Origin of the sequence: Streptomyces sp. NPDC016309 (assembly GCF_043077235.1) — a bacterium.
Lineage (GTDB): Bacteria > Actinomycetota > Actinomycetes > Streptomycetales > Streptomycetaceae > Streptomyces.
The window spans coordinates 115,205-132,761 of sequence record NZ_JBIBSG010000008.1 but is presented as its reverse complement, the minus strand read 5'-3'; the positions used below and the strand labels follow the sequence as shown (position 1 = coordinate 132,761).

The 17,557-nt window shown below is 74.0% G+C and carries 15 protein-coding genes and 1 tRNA gene; 7 read left to right on the top strand and 9 right to left on the bottom strand.

The genetic code is table 11. From position 1 onward, the window contains the following. Nucleotides 1-255: 255 nt before the first annotated feature. Nucleotides 256-1,308, bottom strand: coding sequence for an LLM class F420-dependent oxidoreductase (locus ACF068_RS21195; RefSeq protein ID WP_392275823.1), 1,053 nt, complete (start codon nucleotides 1,306-1,308; stop codon nucleotides 256-258). Between the two features lie 187 nt (nucleotides 1,309-1,495). On the opposite strand from ACF068_RS21195, the gene ACF068_RS21190 reads away from it, so the two are divergent. Both ACF068_RS21190 and ACF068_RS21185 read left to right on the top strand, forming a co-directional pair. Continuing rightward, nucleotides 1,496-2,479: an aldo/keto reductase gene (locus tag ACF068_RS21190; RefSeq protein ID WP_392275822.1), complete on the top strand. Its 984-nt coding sequence runs from the start codon at nucleotides 1,496-1,498 to the stop codon at nucleotides 2,477-2,479. Continuing rightward, nucleotides 2,476-4,707, top strand: a complete 2,232-nt coding sequence (locus ACF068_RS21185; RefSeq protein ID WP_392275821.1) for a helix-hairpin-helix domain-containing protein — start codon at nucleotides 2,476-2,478, stop codon at nucleotides 4,705-4,707. Before ACF068_RS21190 ends, ACF068_RS21185 begins: the two co-directional genes overlap by 4 nt. Before the next feature lie 95 nt (nucleotides 4,708-4,802). Here the strand turns inward: ACF068_RS21185 and ACF068_RS21180 are convergent, their stop codons facing one another. After that, nucleotides 4,803-5,462, bottom strand: a complete 660-nt coding sequence (locus ACF068_RS21180) for a hypothetical protein (protein WP_392275820.1) — start codon at nucleotides 5,460-5,462, stop codon at nucleotides 4,803-4,805. A 47-nt stretch (nucleotides 5,463-5,509) separates the two neighbouring features. Between ACF068_RS21180 and ACF068_RS21175 the strand changes: the two genes are divergently transcribed. Beyond that, nucleotides 5,510-5,698: a DUF5703 family protein gene (locus ACF068_RS21175; RefSeq protein WP_005319466.1), complete on the top strand. Its 189-nt coding sequence runs from the start codon at nucleotides 5,510-5,512 to the stop codon at nucleotides 5,696-5,698. A 70-nt stretch (nucleotides 5,699-5,768) separates the two neighbouring features. Here ACF068_RS21175 and ACF068_RS21170 read toward each other — a convergent pair whose 3' ends face one another. The 3 genes from ACF068_RS21170 to ACF068_RS21160 form a co-directional block, all read right to left on the bottom strand. Further along, nucleotides 5,769-6,578, bottom strand: coding sequence for a chaplin family protein (locus ACF068_RS21170; RefSeq protein ID WP_392275819.1), 810 nt, complete (start codon nucleotides 6,576-6,578; stop codon nucleotides 5,769-5,771). Between the two features lie 138 nt (nucleotides 6,579-6,716). Further along, on the bottom strand, nucleotides 6,717-6,950 hold the full coding sequence (locus ACF068_RS21165; RefSeq protein WP_392275818.1) for a chaplin: 234 nt from the start codon (nucleotides 6,948-6,950) through the stop codon (nucleotides 6,717-6,719). 175 nt (nucleotides 6,951-7,125) lie between these two features. Beyond that, complete coding sequence (locus ACF068_RS21160) at nucleotides 7,126-8,457, bottom strand: M20/M25/M40 family metallo-hydrolase (protein ID WP_392275817.1); 1,332 nt, start codon at nucleotides 8,455-8,457, stop codon at nucleotides 7,126-7,128. A gap of 141 nt (nucleotides 8,458-8,598) precedes the next feature. Here ACF068_RS21160 and ACF068_RS21155 point away from each other — a divergent pair. Continuing rightward, nucleotides 8,599-8,683, top strand: a tRNA-Leu gene (locus ACF068_RS21155). A 79-nt stretch (nucleotides 8,684-8,762) separates the two neighbouring features. After that, nucleotides 8,763-10,010: an ROK family protein gene (locus ACF068_RS21150; protein WP_392275816.1), complete on the top strand. Its 1,248-nt coding sequence runs from the start codon at nucleotides 8,763-8,765 to the stop codon at nucleotides 10,008-10,010. A 574-nt stretch (nucleotides 10,011-10,584) separates the two neighbouring features. On the opposite strand, the gene xylA is transcribed toward ACF068_RS21150, so the two are convergent. Beyond that, complete coding sequence (xylA, locus tag ACF068_RS21145) at nucleotides 10,585-11,754, bottom strand: xylose isomerase (protein WP_392275815.1); 1,170 nt, start codon at nucleotides 11,752-11,754, stop codon at nucleotides 10,585-10,587. An 82-nt stretch (nucleotides 11,755-11,836) separates the two neighbouring features. On the opposite strand from xylA, the gene xylB reads away from it, so the two are divergent. Then, on the top strand, nucleotides 11,837-13,297 hold the full coding sequence (xylB, locus tag ACF068_RS21140) for a xylulokinase (RefSeq protein WP_392275814.1): 1,461 nt from the start codon (nucleotides 11,837-11,839) through the stop codon (nucleotides 13,295-13,297). Nucleotides 13,298-13,320: 23 nt separating this feature from the next. Further along, nucleotides 13,321-14,250, top strand: coding sequence for an RluA family pseudouridine synthase (locus ACF068_RS21135; RefSeq protein WP_392275813.1), 930 nt, complete (start codon nucleotides 13,321-13,323; stop codon nucleotides 14,248-14,250). On the opposite strand, the gene ACF068_RS21130 is transcribed toward ACF068_RS21135, so the two are convergent. The 3 genes from ACF068_RS21130 to ACF068_RS21120 form a co-directional block, all read right to left on the bottom strand. Continuing rightward, nucleotides 14,234-14,863, bottom strand: coding sequence for an MBL fold metallo-hydrolase (locus ACF068_RS21130; protein ID WP_392275812.1), 630 nt, complete (start codon nucleotides 14,861-14,863; stop codon nucleotides 14,234-14,236). The two genes, ACF068_RS21135 and ACF068_RS21130, sit on opposite strands and share 17 nt — an antisense overlap. Further along, nucleotides 14,863-15,948, bottom strand: coding sequence for an S-(hydroxymethyl)mycothiol dehydrogenase (locus ACF068_RS21125; RefSeq protein ID WP_392275811.1), 1,086 nt, complete (start codon nucleotides 15,946-15,948; stop codon nucleotides 14,863-14,865). Before ACF068_RS21125 ends, ACF068_RS21130 begins: the two co-directional genes overlap by 1 nt. A 141-nt stretch (nucleotides 15,949-16,089) precedes the next feature. Next, nucleotides 16,090-17,556 carry an amino acid permease gene (locus ACF068_RS21120; protein ID WP_392275810.1) on the bottom strand — a complete coding sequence of 489 codons (1,467 nt, stop codon included), beginning with the start codon at nucleotides 17,554-17,556 and terminating at the stop codon, nucleotides 16,090-16,092. Between the last annotated feature and the right edge of the window lies 1 nt (nucleotide 17,557).

The following is a 17,557-nucleotide window of genomic DNA, read 5'->3' as shown; positions in this document are numbered from 1 at the left end:
TCCCGCGAAGAAGGAGTCAAATGCCGCATGCCGGGCGTGGCAACAGCAGGACCTCGGAAGTCCGCCGGATGGCGGAGCATCGGTGGCAGGGGAGGGAACGGGGCCGGCGCGCGCGGCGGACGCGCCCGGGCAGTAACCAGTCGGGGGCGTGGCGCGTTGTGCTGCGTGACGGCCGTGGCGGGGATGACCCCGAGCCCCCACCACGGCCGCAGGCCTGTCCGGAAGGCCGGCCCGCAGCGAGGGCTCAGGGGGTGCCTAGTCGACCAGGCCGGCGCGTTCCAGGGCCTCGGTGCCCGCCCGCAGCGCGGCGATCCGCTCGTCGAGCGTGAAGCCGGCCGGGGCGAGGGTGAGCGTGGTGACACCGGCTGCCGCGTACGCCTGCATCCGGTCGGCGATCCGCTCCACGGAGCCGAGCAGTGTGGTCTGGTCGATCAGCCGGTGCGGGACGGCGGCCGCGGCGCCGCTCTTGTCACCGGACAGGTACTTGTCCTGGATCTCGGCGGCTTCCTTCTCGTAGCCCATGCGCTGGGCGAGCTGGTTGTAGAAGTTCTGCTTGCGGCTGCCCATGCCGCCGACGTACAGCGCGGTGTACGGGCGGAACATGTCGGCGAGCCCGTTGACGTCGTCGCCGACGGCCAGCGGGAGGGTCGGGCAGACGTCGAAGCCGTCCATGGTGGCGCCGGCCTTCTCGCGGCCCGCGCGGATGTGCCGCAGCGCGGTCTCCTCCAGGTGCTCGGCGGAGGGGAAGATCAGCAGGGCGCCGTCGGCGATCTCGCCGGTCTGCTCCAGGTTCTTGGGGCCGATCGCCGCGATGTAGAGCGGGATGTGCTCGCGCTGCGGGTGGACGGTCAGCTTGATCGGCTTGCCGGGGCCGCCGGGGAGCGGGAGGGTCCAGTGCTCGCCCTCGTGGGTCAGCCGCTCCCGGGCCATGGCCTTGCGCACGATCTCGACGTACTCGCGGGTGCGCGCCAGCGGCTTGTCGAACTTGACGCCGTACCAGCCCTCGGAGACCTGGGGTCCGGAGACGCCGAGGCCGAGGCGGAAGCGGCCGCCGGACAGCGAGTCCAGGGTGGCCGCCGTCATCGCCGTCATGGTGGGCTGGCGGGCCGGGATCTGCATGATCGCGGAGCCGATGTCGATGTTCTCGGTCTGGGCGGCGACCCAGGCGAGGACGGTGGGGGCGTCGGAGCCGTACGCCTCGGCGGCCCAGCAGACGTCGTAGCCGAGGCGGTCCGCCTCCTGGGCGACGGCGAGGTTGTCGCCGTCCATGCCCGCGCCCCAGTAGCCGAGGTTGATGCCGAGCCGCATAGCCGGTCCCCTTACTCATCGACTCATGTACTGATCAGTAACGATCTGCGTCCGGACTCTAGCGCGCGGGTGCGCGTCCCGTCAGGAGGGGGACGCGCCTGGTACCGGAGGGGGACGCGCCTCACGCCGGTACGAGCTTGTCCACAGGCTCTCTCCGCGTGGGCCTCTGGCCAGTAATCTCGCGGCCATGGAGCAGAGGCATCTCGGCCGTACCGGCCTGCGTGTGTCCCGGATCGGCCTCGGCACCCTCACCTGGGGGCGGGACACCGACGAGCACGACGCGGCGGACCAGCTCAAGGCGTTCTGGGAGGCCGGCGGGACGCTGATCGACACGGCGGACGTGTACGGCGGCGGCGAGGCCGAATACCTGCTCGGGCAGCTCATGGAGCGGCTGGTCCCCCGACGCGACATGGTCGTCGCCACGAAGGCCGGCAGCGTGCCGGACCCCGACCGGCGGTTCGACGGCTCGCGCGGTCACCTCCTGGCCGCGCTCGACGCGTCACTGGCCCGCCTCGGCACGGACTACGTGGACCTGTGGCAGGTGCACGCCTTCGACCCGGAGACCCCGCTGGAGGAGACGCTCCAGGCCCTGGACATAGCGGTCAGCAGCGGCCGGGCCCGGTACGTGGGGGTGTCCAACTTCTGCGGGTGGCAACTGGCCAAGGCCGCCACCTGGCAGCTCGCGCCGGGCGGGGCCCGGGCCCGGCTCGCCAGCACGCAGATGGAGTACTCGCTGCTCCAGCGGGGCGTGGAGCGCGAGGTGCTGCCCGCCGCGCTGGACCTCGGGGTGGGACTGCTGCCCTCGTCGCCGCTCGGGCGCGGGGTGCTCACGGGCAAGTACCGGCAGGGCACGCCGTCCGACTCACGGGGGGCGTCCGACCGGCTGGCGCCGTTCGTGGAGCCGTACCTGGACGACTCGGCGACCCGGATCGTGGACGCGGTGCTCACGGCCGCCGACGGGCTGGCGGCCACCCCCCTCCAGGTGGCCCTGGCGTGGGTGCGGGACCGGCCGGGTGTGGTGGCGCCGGTGGTGGGCGCGCGCAACGCGCAGCAGCTCACGGCCGCGTTGTCAGTGGAGACCCTTAGTCTTCCTGACGAGATCCGCCGGGCGCTCGACGACGTGTCGGCGCCCGTGCACCGCTATCCCGATCAGGACTGGAGCACGCTGTGACCGCGCTTCCCCGGGGGGCAACCCCCGGCTCCTCGGCCGACGACGACCAGGACGCCCCCGCACCCGACGCCCCGGAGGCCCCCGACGCCGCCGGGGCTCCCACCGCCCCGGTGGGTGACGGCGCGGACGCGGGCGGGACCCCGGACGCGGCGGACACCGACGGGGACACCGGGGCCGACACCGAGGCGGACGGCGGCGGTACGGAGGAGGAGGCTCCGGGCGCCGCCGCGGAGGGCGCCGCCGCGGAGGGCGCCGCCGGGAGCGGGGTCTCCGAGGCGGAGGCCGAGCTGGCGGCCCAGCGGGAGCTGCGGGCGCGGATCGAGCAGCGCAAGGCGGAGAAGGGCGGCCCCATCGAGGCGGGCGCCAAACTGAGCGGCACGGCCGCCGACCTGCTGGCGGCGGTGCGGGCGGTGGAGAGCGGCGGGGCGTCCGGCACGGCGTTCTTCGACTCCCCCGCGCCCGCGCCCCGCCGGCCCGCCCCCGAGCCCGCCGCGCCCGCGCGGCCGGCCGCCCCGGTGGAGCCAGCCCGTCCCGCGCGGGCGGCCGCGCCGGAGACGGTCGCGGCCGTGCGTGCCGTGCTGGCCGAGGGCGGCGCGCCCGAGTCGCTCGCCGCGGGCGTCGCCGCCGTACTGGGCGCGACGGCGGCGGACGCGCTGCGCGACGACCCCTGGCAGCTGCTGTCGGTGGCGGGGGTGCGCCCCGAGCAGGCCGACGGGTTCGCCCGGGCGCTGCTCGGCGCGGAGTGCGGCCCCGGGGACGAGCGCCGGACGGTCGCCCTTGTCGACTGGGTGCTCCAGCGCGCCGCCCTCCAGGGGCACACGGCGCTGGAGGCGTCGGCCGTGCGGGCGGCGCTCGCGGAGCGGTCCGTGCCCGAGCCGGACGAGGCGGTGCAGCACGCGATCGCCGAGGGCGCGGTGCTGGTCTTCCACGACGGGCTGGACGAGGACGAGAGCGCCGGGGACGAGGAGCGGGCGGAGGACACGGAGCCGGTGCCGGTGCTGCTGGGGCTGGACCGGTACGCGCTGGCGGAGGAGAGCCTCGCCGACGGCCTGGCCCGGCTCGCCAGGACCGGCCCGGACACCCGCTGGCAGGACGCCCCCCGGACCGACCTGACCCGCGCGGTCGCCGGGCACGGGCTGGTCGCCCACACCGGCGGCGAGGCGGCACGGGCCGAGGCGGTCGCCCTGGCCGGTGCCGCGAGGGAGCTCGGGCTCCGCGCGGCCGTGGCCGCGTACACGGAGAACGGCCGCCGCCGGCTGGGGCCGGAGGCCGGCGCGGTCACCGTCGCCGGGCTGCTGGCCGGGACGGCCGGTCCCGGCCGGGACGAGGACGGGGCGCTCGCCCTGGACCTGCTGGTCGTGCTGGACGCTCCGCAGCTCGACGTCGAGACGGCCGCGATGCTGGTGGAGGCCCTGCCGGACGGCTGCCGCCTGGTGCTCAGCGGTGACCCGGGCGTGCTGTGGTCGGCGGGCGCGGGACGGGTCTTCGCCGACGTGCTGGCGGCCGGGGCGTGCCCGCACGTCGCGTCGCGCACCCCGGACCCGGGGCCGATCGGCGAGCTGGTGTCCGGCATCGGGATCGGGGAGCTCAACCAGGTGGAGGCACCGGGCAAGGAGGTCGTGATCGTCCCGGTCCGGGAACCGGGCGAGGCGGTGCACCGGACGGTGCAGCTCGTGGCCGACTCGATCCCGCGCGCGATCGGGGTGCCCGCCGACCGGACCCAGGTGATCACCGTCGGCCATGGCGGTCCGGCGGGGACGCGGGCGCTCAACGCGGCGCTGAAGCAGCGGCTGAACCCGGGGCCGGGCCGCTTCGGCGGTTTCGATCCGGGCGACCGGGTCGCCCACGCCCCCGCGCCGGGCCGGACGGTGCCGGGCACGGTCCTCTCGGCGGACGCCGACGGGCTGCACCTGGACTGCGAGGGCGAGCGGGTGCTCGTCCCCAAGGACCGCGTGGACACCGCCCTGCGGCACGGCTGGGCGCTGACCGCCCACCAGTCGGTGGGCATGCGCTGGCCGGCGGCGGTCGTCGTCCTGCCGGGCGACGCGGCGGAGGCGCTGGACCGGGCGTGGGTCCACACCGCGTTCGGCCGGGGCGAGCGGCACCTCTCGGTGGTGCACGGCGTGGACCAGGCCCTGCCGCGCGCCGTGGCCGAGGTGCTCCCCCGCCCCCGCACCACCCGGCTGCGGGGCCTCCTGGAAGCCCTGCTCGCCACCGGCGAGGACTGACCCCTCGGGCGGATCTCCCCCGGGGACACCCGCGCAGACCCCGGCCCCCGCCGCCCCGGCGGGAGCCGGGGCGGCGGCGGGGCCCGGAGCGCGGGTCAGGCGGAGTGGGGACGATGGTCGTCGGGGTCGCCGTGGAGCTCGTCCTCGTCGAACACCGCGCTCACGTCGAAGCGGCAGATCACCCGGCCGGGATCCGCCTGGTCGAACGGGGTGCTCAGCCACTCCCCCGCTTCCGGCAGCTCGTCGGCGGCGGCCACCCACAGCGTGGAGTCCCCCTCCTCCAGACCGAACTCCTTGTGCCGCGAAGCGATCTCGTCGGGTTCGAACTCGCCGAACAGCACCCCCAGCGCCGCGGGCACGCTCGCCCCCACCACGGCGGCGGTCCGCTCGCCGTCGTCCTCCCGGTCCAGATCCGCGATGCGCTGCGACTGGGCCAGCAGGCGCTGTGGCTCCACGACCGCGTAGTCGCGACGGATCAGCACGGTCAGCGCGCTCGGTTCCTCCGGGCCCTCGTACGGCGGGAGGGAATCCTCCACGCCGGGGATCTCGAACGGCGTGACCTCGTCGTAGCGGTCGTAGAGCCGCTCGTCGTAGGCCTCGGCCGCGGTGGCGAGCGCGTTGAAGGCGGCGTAGACGGCCGGGTCGTCGTCACCGGTGCGGTTCTCGACCGCCTCCAGGTGCCGGTCCAGTGCGGCTTTGACCGCCTCGGCGGCGGCGCGTACCTCGGCAGCGGTGGGCTGCGCAGCATCAGACATAGTGCAGACGCTATCCGTACCGGGCCTCTGCCCGCACAATAGATGCGATGCCGGAATACGAATTCGTCGACGTGTACGTGCCTCGCGGGGTGTCCCGCAAGGAGGCGACCCGTCTGCTGACCGACCATGCCGAGTACGGACACTGGGAGTTGGACCGACTGAGTCTGCACCGGGACGGCAGCCGCCGTGTGCGGCTGCGCAGGCGCATCATCCGTCAGGTGCGCGCCACCTGGTGAGGGTGGCGCGCAGCACGGAGCGGGCCCCGCGATCGCGAGGCCCGCTCCGTCGTCTCCGCGGGGACGGGGACTACGAGGACTGCCGGGCACGGCGGTAGAGGACCGTGCCCCCGAGCAGCAGGCCCGCGCCCGCCGGGATCAGCATGCCGAGCGGTGCCGCACCGGTCAGCGCCAGCTCGTCGTCCGCCTCGGGCGGGGTGACGGTGTGCGCGCCGGGCTCGTTCGGCTCGATCGGCGAGCCGTGCTCGTCCGGGGTACCCGGCTGAACCGGCTTACCGGGCTTGCCCGGCTCGTCCGGCTCATCGGGGTTGCCGGGCTCGTCCGGGTTCCCCGGGTTGCCGGGCTCGTCGGGGTTGCCGGGCTCGTCCGGGTGGCCGGGGTTACCGGGCTCGTCCGGGTTCCCGGGGTTGCCGGGCTCGTCCGGGTTCCCGGGGTTGCCGGGCTCGCCCGGGTGGCCGGGCTTGTGCGGGTGACCGTTGGCGCAGCCGTTGCCGAACGACGGATTGAGCGCGCCGACCACGTCCACGCTGTTGCCGCAGGCGTTGACCGGCACGTTCACCGGGGCCTGGACGTTGTTGCCGGACGCGACGCCGGGAGAGTTCGCCGCCGCCCCGTTCGCCTTGGCGCCGTTGGACTTGTTGACGCACTTGTTCCCGAACGACGGGTTCAGTGCCCCCACGACGTTCACGGTGTTGCCGCACGCGTTCACCGGCACGCTGACCGGTGCCTGCACGTTGTTCCCGGACGCGACGCCCGGGGAATTCGTCGCCGCCCCGTGGGCGTCGGCGCCGGTGTGCGCCTGGGCGAATCCGCCGCCGAGGGCGAGCACACCGCCCGCGGCCGCCACGATGGTCAGGCCCTTTCGCGTGACCTGTCGCATAGCTGGTTCCCTGCCTTCTAGGCTTCCGGAATACTCCCGGGCACAGCGCCCGGGGTACGAAATTCCGGCGGCCCCGGAGCGCATGGCGCGCGCTCCGGGGCCGGCCGGGCTCGGACCACTAGGGGTCGAGGCTCAACGTCAGTCGTTGACGCAGACGTTCCCGAAGGCCGGGTTCAGCAGGCCGATGATGTTCACCGTGTTGCCGCAGGCGTTGACCGGGATGTGGATGGGAACCTGCACCACATTGCCCGAGATGACACCGGGGGAGCCAACGGCGGCACCGTTCGCACCCGCATCGGCCATGGCCATGCCCGCGCCAGCCAGGACCAGTCCGCCGGTGGCGGCCGCGACAGCGGCGACCTTCTTGATCATTATTCCTCCTTGTTGGCAATGCGGTCCCAGCCGCGGACCGCATCACTTGTAACGACAGGGAGGTAATCGGGCTACGACCGGATGACGTCGTTCACCCTTTTCGGTCAGATGTGCACACGCGGGCGATTATTGGAGTTTCGTTTCACCCGACTATTCCAGGTAATCGGGCCGGGGCTCAGCTGGCGTCGATGAAACGGTCCAGCACCCGCACCCCGAATTTCAGGCCCTCCACCGGGACGCGCTCGTCCACCCCGTGGAACATCCCCGCGAAGTCCAGCTCCGGCGGCAGCTTCAGCGGCGCGAAGCCGAAGCAGCGGATGCCGAGGTCGTCGAAGGACTTGGCGTCGGTCCCGCCGGACAGCATGTACGGCACCGCCCGGGCGATCGGGTCCTCCGCCCGGAGCGCGGACTGCATGGCGTCCACCAGGTCCCCGTCGAAACTGGTCTCCAGGGCCTTGTCCGCGTGCACGTCCTCGCGCCGGACCCGCGGCCCCAGCAACCGGTCCAGGTCGGCCAGGAACTCCTCCTCGTACCCCGGCAGGAAACGCCCGTCCACGTGGGCGGTCGCCTGCCCCGGGATGACGTTGACCTTGTACCCGGCGCCGAGCATGGTCGGTGCGGCGGAATTGCGGAGGGTGGCACCGATCATCTTGGCGATGCCGCCCAGCTTCGCCAGGGTGGCGTCCATGTCCTCCGGGTCCAGCGGGGTCCCGAGCGCGTCCGAGAGCTCGTCCAGGAACGACCGTACGGTCTTGGTGACCCTGACCGGCCAGGTGTGCCGGCCGAGCCTGCCGACCGCCTCGCACAGCTCGGTGATGGCGTTGTCGGTGTTGGTCATGGAGCCGTGCCCCGCCGTGCCGTCCACGGTGAGCCGCATCCAGTGCATGCCCTTCTGGGCCGTCTCCACCAGGTACAGGCGCAGGTTCTCGTTCACCGTGAACGAGAAGCCGCCGACCTCGCCGATCGCCTCCGTGACGCCCTCGAAGAGACCGGGATGCTTGTCCACGAGGTGACGTGCCCCGTACGTGCCGCCCGCCTCCTCGTCCGCGAGGAACGCCAGCACGATGTCGCGCGGGGGCTTGCGGCCGCTGCGCAGCCGGTCCCGTACGACCGCCAGCGTCATGGCGTCCATGTCCTTCATGTCGACCGCGCCGCGGCCCCAGACGCAGCCGTCCGCGATCTCGCCCGAGAACGGGTGGTGCGTCCAGTCCCCCGCGTTGGCCGGCACCACGTCGGTGTGGCCGTGGATCAGCAGGGCGGGCTGGGACGGGTCCTCGCCCGCGATGCGCGCCACCGTGGAGGCGCGTCCCTTGTGGGACTCGATGATCCTCGGCTCCAGCCCCACCTCCGCCAGCTTCTCGGCGATGTACTCGGCGGCCGCGCGCTCGCCCGGCCCCGAGTGGTCGCCGTAGTTGCTGGTGTCGATCCGGATGAGGTCGCGGCAGAGGTCCGTGACCTCGTCCTCGCCCCTGACGGTGGCGGTTCGCGCCGTGCTCGACTCGCTCACGCTGGTTCCTCCCGCGTCGCTGCTGCTGAGGCTCCCATCCTGCCCCCTCCCCCGGCGCGGACGGGGGCGTGATCGAGCCCTCCCAATGTTTGCTATGGTTTTCCACGTCGGAACGGCCACGGGCCGCGAGACAGACACCTTGTCCGGGTGGCGGAATGGCAGACGCGCTAGCTTGAGGTGCTAGTGCCCTTTATCGGGCGTGGGGGTTCAAGTCCCCCCTCGGACACAGCGAGAAGAGCGGTTCCGGTCGGCAGACCGGGGCCGCTCTTCGGCGTCACCGGGCTTCGCATAGGCTCGGCCGCACCATGAAGAGCACCCCCGACCCGCTGGAGCCCAAGGCCGACAAGGACACCGTGCGGCGGCACAACCTGAGCCTGGTGCTGCGGGCCGTGCACGACGAGGGCGAGGCGACCCGGGCGGCGGTCGCGGCGCGGGTCGGCCTCACGCGGGCTGCGGTGTCGTCGCTGGTGGAGCAGCTCCTGGCGGGAGGGTTCCTCACCGAGCGCGGCAAGACGTTCAGCGGCCAGGCCGGCCGGCCCGGGACGGCGCTGAGAGTGGCCCGTACGGGACCGGCGGGGCTCGGCGTCGAGATCAACGTCGACTACGTGACCGTCTGCGTCGTCGACCTCGCCGGTGCCGACCGGGTCCGGCTCACCGAGCACGTCGACAACCGGGGCGCCGCCCCCGGCGAGGTACTGGAGCGGGCCGCGCGGATCGCGGCGCGGACGCTGGACTCCGCGGCCGGGCACGACCTCCACCCGGCCGGGGCCCGGCTGGCGCTGCCCGGTCTGGTCTCCGGCGGCACGGTGCGCCAGGCCCCGAACCTCGGCTGGGACCGGGTCGCGGCGGAGGACCTGTTCGGGCGGGCCCTGGCCGCCGCGCGGCCCGGCCGGCCGCCGCTGCCGGTGGGCTCGGACAACGAGGCGAACGCGGCGGCGCTGGCGGAGCTGTGGTTCGGCGTCGGCGCCGGGCCGGAGCGCGTGCGCGGCTTCCTGTACCTGACCGGCGAGATCGGGGTGGGCGGGGCTGTCGTCGTGGACGGCCGGCTGCTGCGCGGGGCGCACGGCTTCGCCGGGGAGATCGGGCACGTCGTGGCGGACGCGGACGGTCCGGAGTGCCGGTGCGGTTCGCGGGGGTGCCTGGAGCAGTACGCCGGGCAGGCCGCGCTGCTGCGGGGCGCGGGCCTGGACGAGGCGGCGGGGCTGCCGGGCGTGGCCGAGCTGGAACGGCGGGCCCGCGCCGGTGACACCCTGGCCGTGGCGGCCCTGGAGCGCGCCGGGCGGATGCTCGGGCTGGTCGTCTCCGGCGCGGTGAACCTGCTGGACCCGGAGGCGGTGGTGCTGGGCGGCATCTACCGGCCGCTCATGCCGTGGCTGGGCCCGGCGGCCGACCGTGAACTGACCCGGCGCGTGGTGTCCGGGCTGTGGCCGGCGGGGTCCGGGCGGCTGCGGGGCTCCTCCTCGTCCGGCGACGCGGCGCGCGGCGCGGCGGCGGTGGTCGTCCGTGACGTGATCGCCGACCCGGCGGGACACACCGCCCGCGCGGCCGGGTAGCCCCGGCCGCGCGCCGGGTGACTGCGGCGGGTGGCCTTACGAGGGGTGGGTTGCGGCCGGTGGGTCAGGGGCGGGGCCCCTCCGGGCTCACCTCCTCGCGGTTGGCGGGGCACCCTACCGGTCTTGTGGCCGTTCGTCGCCGCCAACCGCTGCGGGGGCGACCCTGCACGGCCCCTCCTCGCCGTACGACCCTCCCCAACCCGCCGTAGGTACCGATATCCGCGGGCCGGATCGTCCTAGGGGGCTCTGTGGCGTGTACGTCGTCCGGACGACGTTCGAGGGAGAGGGCCACGGCCTCGGGCGAACCGGCCCGCGGACGGGCGACGGGCCGGGGTGGGGCCGTGCAGGGTCGCCCCCGCAGAGGATGGGGGGTCCCCCCTGCTCGAGCGAAGCCGAGAGCTTGGGGGAGGCAAGGGGCGGGTGCCCTTACCGGTGGCGCAGGCCGCCGGCCTCGAGGAGGTGAGCCCGGAGGGGCCACACCCCCCACCCACCGGCAGGCACCGCATCGCCGGGGCCGGAAGAGGCCACCCACCGGCAGGCGCCGCGCACCGGGCACCGAGCGCGGCCGGTGGGCTCAGCGGGTGGCCAGGAGGTGTTCGAGGGCCAGTTGATCGAGGCGCTCGAAGGACATGGAGCGGGCCGCCGCCGTCGCGGGGTCGAAGGTCTCGTACGCCGAGGCGTCGGCGAGCAGCCCGGCGAGGCCGTCGGCGGCGGTGGGGCGGGTGAGGTCGGGTACGCGGGAGGCGGCGAGGGCGGCTCGGACCTCGGGGTCGGCGCGGAACGCGGCGGCGCGGTCCTTGAGGATCAGGTAGTTGCGCATGCAGTTCTTCGCGGACTCCCAGACGCCGTCGGGGCCGTCGGTGCGGACGGGCTTGAAGTCGAAGTGGCGGGGGCCGTCGTAGCCGGCGCTCTCCAGAAGGTCGACCAGCCAGAAGGCCTGGCGGAGGTCGCCGGCGCCGAAGCGGAGGTCCTGGTCGTACTTGATGCCGGACTGGCCGTTGAGGTCGATGTGGAAGAGCTTGCCCGCCCACAGGGCCTGGGCGATGCCGTGGGGGAAGTTGAGGCCCGCCATCTGCTCGTGGCCGACCTCGGGGTTGACGCCGACGAGTTCGGGGCGTTCCAGGCGCTCGATGAAGGCGAGGGCGTGGCCGATGGTGGGCAGGAGGATGTCGCCGCGCGGCTCGTTGGGCTTGGGCTCGATGGCGAAGCGCAGGTCGTAGCCCTGGGAGGTGACGTACTCGCCGAGGAGGTCGAAGGCCTCCTTCATGCGGTCCAGGGCCGCCCGGACGTCCTTCGCGGCGCCCGATTCGGCGCCCTCGCGGCCGCCCCACGCGACGTACACCCCGGCGCCGAGCTCGACCGCGAGGTCGATGTTGCGGATCGTCTTGCGCAGGGCGTAGCGGCGGACGTCGCGGTCGTTGGCGGTGAAGGCGCCGTCCTTGAAGACCGGATGGGTGAAGAGGTTGGTGGTGGCCATGGGGACCTTGAGGCCCGTGCGGTCGAGGGCGGCGCGGAACCGCTTGACCAGCGCTTCGCGCTCGGCGCCGGAGGACCCGTGGGGGATCAGGTCGTCGTCGTGGAAGGTCACGCCGTACGCGCCGAGGGCCGCGAGGCGCTCGACCGTTTCGACCGGGTCGAGGGCGGGGCGGGTGGCGGTACCGAAGGGGTCGGCGCCCTGCCAGCCCACCGTCCACAGCCCGAAGGTGAACCTGTCCTCGGGAGCGGGGATGAAGCGTTCCGACATGTCCGGGCCTCCAGCCGATCTATTTGTTTTCTGACATTACTAATACGCTACGGGAAGCCCTTCGCCAAGAGAGAGGTGCGCGATGTCGTCGTCCCCGGTGGTCATCGGTGTGGACAGTTCCACCCAGTCGGCCAAGGCGGTCGTGGTGGACGTGGTGTCCGGGCGGGTGGTGGCGACGGGCCGGGCCGCCCACACCGTGAGCGGCGAGGGCGGCGCCCGGGAGAGCGACCCCGAGCAGTGGTGGCGGGCACTGGCCGCGGCCGTGGGCGAGGCCCTGCGCGGCCGGGACGCCCGGGCGGTGACCGGCATCGCGGTGGCCGGCCAGCAGCACGGACTGGTCGTCCTGGACGCCGCGGGCCGCCCGCTGCGTCCCGCGCTGCTGTGGAACGACACCCGCGCGGCACCGCAGGCCGCCGCGCTCGCCGGGGAGCTGGGCGCCGACGGCTGGCTGGCCCGTACCGGTTCGGTGCCCGTGGCGTCGATGACGGCGGCCAAGTGGCGCTGGCTGTGCGAGCACGAGCCGCGTACCGCCGCGGCGGCCGCCGCCGTGCGCCTCCCCCACGACTTCCTCACCGAGCGGCTCGCCGGCACCGCCGCCACCGACCCGGGGGACGCGTCCGGCACCTGCTGGTACGCCACCGCGACCGGGGCGTACGACCCGGGGCTGCTGGACCTCCTGGGGCTGGACGGCGCCCTGCTGCCGGCGGTCGCCCCGTCGGGGGCCACCCGCGTGGGGTCGCTGACGGCCCGGGCGGCCGGGGAGCTGGGCCTGCCGGAGGGCATCGCCGTCGCCGCGGGCACCGGGGACAACATGGCCGCCGCCGTGGGGCTCGGGCTGGGCGCGCGGGGGCTGCTCGACCACCCGGTGGTGTCGCTCGGTACGTCCGGGACCGTCTTCGCGGCCACCCGCACCCGGCCGGCGACGGCCGCGCTGGCCGGGTTCGCCGCCACCGACGGCACGTTCCTGCCGCTGGGCTGCACGCTCAACTGCACGCTGGCGGTCGACAAGGTGGCGGCGCTGCTGGGCCTGGACCGGGAGGACGCCGCGCCCGGCGGGGAGGCCGTCCTCCTGCCGTACCTGGACGGTGAGCGCACCCCCGATCTGCCCCGCGCGTCGGGTCTGCTGACCGGACTGCGGCACGCGACCACCCGGCAGCAGCTCCTGGGGGCCGCCTACGAGGGCGCGGTGTTCACGGTCCTGCGGGTGCTGGACGAGCTGCCTCCGGCGGGGGCGGACGTGCCGCTGCGGCTGATCGGCGGCGGCGCCCGGGGGCGTACGTGGGTGGAGACCGTGCGCCGCCTGTCGGGGCGGCCGGTGGTACTGCCGCGCGCTCCGGAGCCGGTCGCGCTGGGTGCCGCCGCGCTGGCGGCGGGGGCGGCGACCGGAGAGGATCCGGTGGCCGTGGCGTCCGCGTGGGGCGGCGGTGCGGGCGAGGCGCTCCCGGCGGTGGAGCGCGACCGGGCCACCTGGGACCGGATCGCCGCCGCCCTGCCCGCCGCCGGCGCCCTGGGGGCCCGGTGGGAGGCGCGTACGCCCGGGTGACGTGGGCGTATACCGTGGGGCGGGTGAGACGCAGGACCAGGGCCCCGGTGGCCCCGCTTCCGCAGCGCGACGGCGTGGACCCGGTGCGGCTGCGGCTGCCGGCCGACCCGGAGGGGTCGTGGGCGACCGTCCGGGACCATCTGCTGGGCCGGTACGCGGGGGCGATCGGCGCCGGGCGGGTGGACGCGATGCTCGCGGCGGGCCGCTTCGTGGGGGCGGACGGGGTGCCGGTCGGGGCGGACGAGCCGTACGCGCCCGGGCGTTACGTGTGGTTCCACCGGGACTTCCCGCCCGAGGAGCGGGTGCCGTTCGAGGTGGGGATCGTGCACCGGGACGAGCGGATCGTGGTCGCCGACAAGCCGCACTTCCTGGCGACGACGCCGCGCGGGCGGCACGTCACGGAGACGGCGGTGGCGCGGTTGCGGCGCGAGCTGGGCCTGCCCGGGTTGCAGCCGGCGCATCGGCTGGACCGGCTGACGGCGGGGCTGGCGCTGTTCGTGGTGGAGCCCGGGGACCGGGGCGCGTACCAGTCGCTGTTCCGGGACCGGCGGGTGCGCAAGGAGTACGAGGCGGTGGCCCCGTACGATCCGGGGCTCCCGCTGCCGGTGACCGTGCGCAGCCGGATCGTGAAGGAGCGGGGGGTGCTCGCGGCCCGGGAGGAGCCGGGCGAGCCGAACAGCGAGAGCCGGGTCGAGCTGCTGGAGCACCGGGGCGGGCTCGGCCGGTACCGGCTGGTGCCGGCGACCGGCCAGACCCACCAGCTCCGGGTGCACATGGCCCGGCTGGGCGTGCCGATCCTGCACGATCCGCTGTATCCGGTGGTGCGGGAGGACGGGCCGGAGGACTTCACCCGACCGCTGCAACTGCTGGCGCGGCGGCTGGAGTTCACCGACCCGGTCACGGGTGTGCCGATGCGGTTCGTGAGCGGGCTGTCGCTCAGTGGCCTCGGTTGATCCACTCCTGGAGGTGCGGGGCCTCGGCGCCGATGGTGGTGCCGTCCCCGTGTCCGGTGCGGACGACGGTGTCCGGCGGCAGGGTGAGCAGCCGGTCGCGGATCGAGTCGATGATCGTGGGGAAGTGGGAGAAGGACCGGCCGGTGGCGCCCGGGCCGCCCCGGAAGAGGGTGTCGCCGGTGAAGACGGTGCCCAGGTCGGGCGCGTACAGGCAGACGGCGCCGGGGGCGTGGCCGGGGGTGTGCAGGACGGTGAGGTCGGTGCCCGCGATGGTGAGGGTCCGGCCGTCGGTGAGTTCCCCGTCCGGGTAATGGTCGGGGTGGGTCCGCTTCCACAGCGGCAGGTCGTCGGGGTGCAGCAGGACGCGGGCGCCGGTGGCGGCGGCGAGCGCCGGGGCGGCGCCGATGTGGTCGTCGTGGGCGTGCGTGCAGATGATGGCCCGCAGCGTCCGGCCGTCGAGAGCGGCGAGGATGGCGTCGGCGTCGTGGGCCGCGTCGATGACGACGGCCTCGGCGCCGTCCCCGACGATCCACACGTTGTTGTCGACGTCCCAGGTGCCGCCGTCCAGCGAGAAGGTGCCGGAGGTGACGAGGTGGTCGATGCGCGCGGTCATCAGAAGACCACCACCGAGCGCAGGACGTCGCCCTCGTGCATCCGGGCGAACGCCTTCTCGACGTCGCCGAGGCCGATCGTCTCGGTGACGAAGGCGGCCAGGTCGATGCGGCCCTGCCGGTGCAGGTCGATGAGCATGGGGAAGTCGCGGGAGGGGAGGCAGTCGCCGTACCAGGACGACTTGAGGGCGCCGCCGCGTCCGAAGACGTCGAGGAGCGGGAGCTCCAGGGTCATCTCGGGGGTCGGTACGCCGACGAGGACGACGGTGCCGGCGAGGTCGCGGGCGTAGAAGGCCTGCCGGTACGTCTCGGGCCGGCCGACCGCCTCGATGACGACGTCGGCGCCGAAGCCGTCGGTGAGTTCACGGATCGCCTCGACGGGGTCGGTGGTGCGGGAGTTGACGGTGTGGGTGGCGCCCATGGTCCGGGCGGTCTCCAGCTTGCGGTCGTCGATGTCGACGGCGATGATCCGCGCGGCGCCCGCCAGCCGGGAGCCCACGATCGCCGCGTCGCCGACGCCGCCGCAGCCGATGACGGCGACGGAGTCGCCCCGGCCGACCTGGCCGGTATTGATCGCCGCGCCGATGCCGGCCATGACGCCGCAGCCCAGGAGGCCGGCGACGGCGGGGGCGACGGACGGGTCGACCTTGGTGCACTGGCCGGCGGCGACGAGGGTCTTCTCGGCGAAGGCGCCGATGCCGAGGGCGGGCGACAGCTCGGTGCCGTCCTCCAGGGTCATCTTCCGTACGGCGTTGTGGGTGGCGAAGCAGTACCAGGGCCGGCCCCGCCGGCACGCCCGGCAGGTGCCGCAGACGGCCCGCCAGTTGAGGATGACGAAGTCGCCGGGCGTGACGTCGGTGACGCCGTCGCCGACGGACTCGACCACACCGGCGGCCTCGTGGCCGAGGAGGAACGGGAAGTCGTCGTTGATGCCGCCCTGCTTGTAGTGCAGGTCGGTGTGGCACACCCCGCACGCCTGGATCCGGACGACGGCTTCGCCGGGGCCGGGGTCGGGGACCAGGATGGTCTCCACCCGCACGGGTTCGTTCTTCCCCGGGGCAATGACCCCTGTGACCTGCTGCGCCATCGTGGCTCTTCCCTTCGTCACGCGATTGTCCGGCACCACTATTCCGGTCGGGGGCGTCCCGGGGGGTGCATATTCGGCCGCACAAGCGAAGCCCCCGCCGGACGGGTGTCCGGCGGGGGCTCGACGCGTGCCCGGGGTGGGTCAGTCCTGCGGCTGCGAGGTGGCCAGCGCGTTGACGCGCTTGCGGACGGCGAACCAGCCGCCGACGAGCAGGGCCGCGATCAGCGGCAGGCAGTTGACGGTGGTCCGGCCGACGCCGCCGCCGTACCACATCAGGCCGAGGACGGAGACGAGGAAGACCAGCGTCACGATCTGGGTGTAAGGCGCCCAGGGCAGCTTGTAGGAGGGGCGGGTGACCTTGCCCTCCTTGGAGCGCGACCAGAACAGCAGCGAGCAGAGCATGATCATGCCCCAGGTGCCGAGGATGCCGATGGAGGCGAGGTTCAGCACGATCTCGAAGGCCTCGCCGGGCATGACGTAGTTCAGGGCGACGCCGAGGACGCCGAAGCCGGCGGTGAGCAGGATGCCGCCGTAGGGCACCTGGCCCTTGTTCATCCGGGCGGTGAACTTGGGCGCGGAGCCGGACATGGCCATCGAGCGCAGGATGCGGCCGGTGGAGTACAGGCCGGAGTTCAGGCTGGAGAGGGCGGCGGTGAGGACGACCAGGTTCATGACGCCGGCCGTGCCGGGGATGCCGAGCTTGTCGAAGACGGTGACGAAGGGGCTCTGGTCGCCGGAGAACGAGGTGTACGGCAGGAGCAGGACCAGCAGGACGACCGAGCCGACGTAGAACAGGCCCACGCGCCACATGATCGAGTTGATCGCCTTCGGCATGATCTTCTCGGGGTTCTCGGTCTCACCGGCGGCGACGCCGACCAGCTCGACGGACGCGTAGGCGAAGACGACGCCCTGGACGACCATCAGCATCGGCACCATGCCCATCGGGAAGATGCCGCCGTTGTCGGTGATGGTGGCGAGACCCGGGGTGTGGCCGCCGACCTCGTGCTGGGTCACCACCAGGAAGATGCCCACGCACATGAAGATCACCAGCGCGGCGACCTTGATGATCGCGAACCAGAACTCCATCTCGCCGAAGTACTTCACCGAGATCAGGTTCGCGGTGAGGACGACGGCCAGGGCGATCAGGGCGAGGATCCACTGCGGGACGTCGCTGAACATGGCCCAGAAGTGGGCGTAGGTCGCCGCCGCGGTGATGTCGGCGACGGCGGTGGTCGACCAGTTGAGGAAGTACAGCCAGCCGGCCGTGTAGGCGCCCTTCTCGCCCATGAACTCACGGGCGTAGGAGACGAAGGCGCCGGAGGAGGGACGGTAGAGCACCAGCTCACCGAGGGCCCGGACGACGAAGAAGGCGAAGACGCCGCAGACCGCGTACGCGATCGCGAGCGAGGGACCGGCCCCGGCCAGGCGGCCACCGGCGCCGAGGAAGAGGCCGGTGCCGATCGCGCCACCGATGGCGATCATGTTGACGTGGCGGGACTTGAGGTCCTTGCTGTAACCGGCGTCACCGGCGTCGATGTGGGGGGCGCCCGTCGCCGCGGGAGTCCCGGGGCTCAGGGTGTCGGCCGCAGGCATGGTGCGGTCACTCATC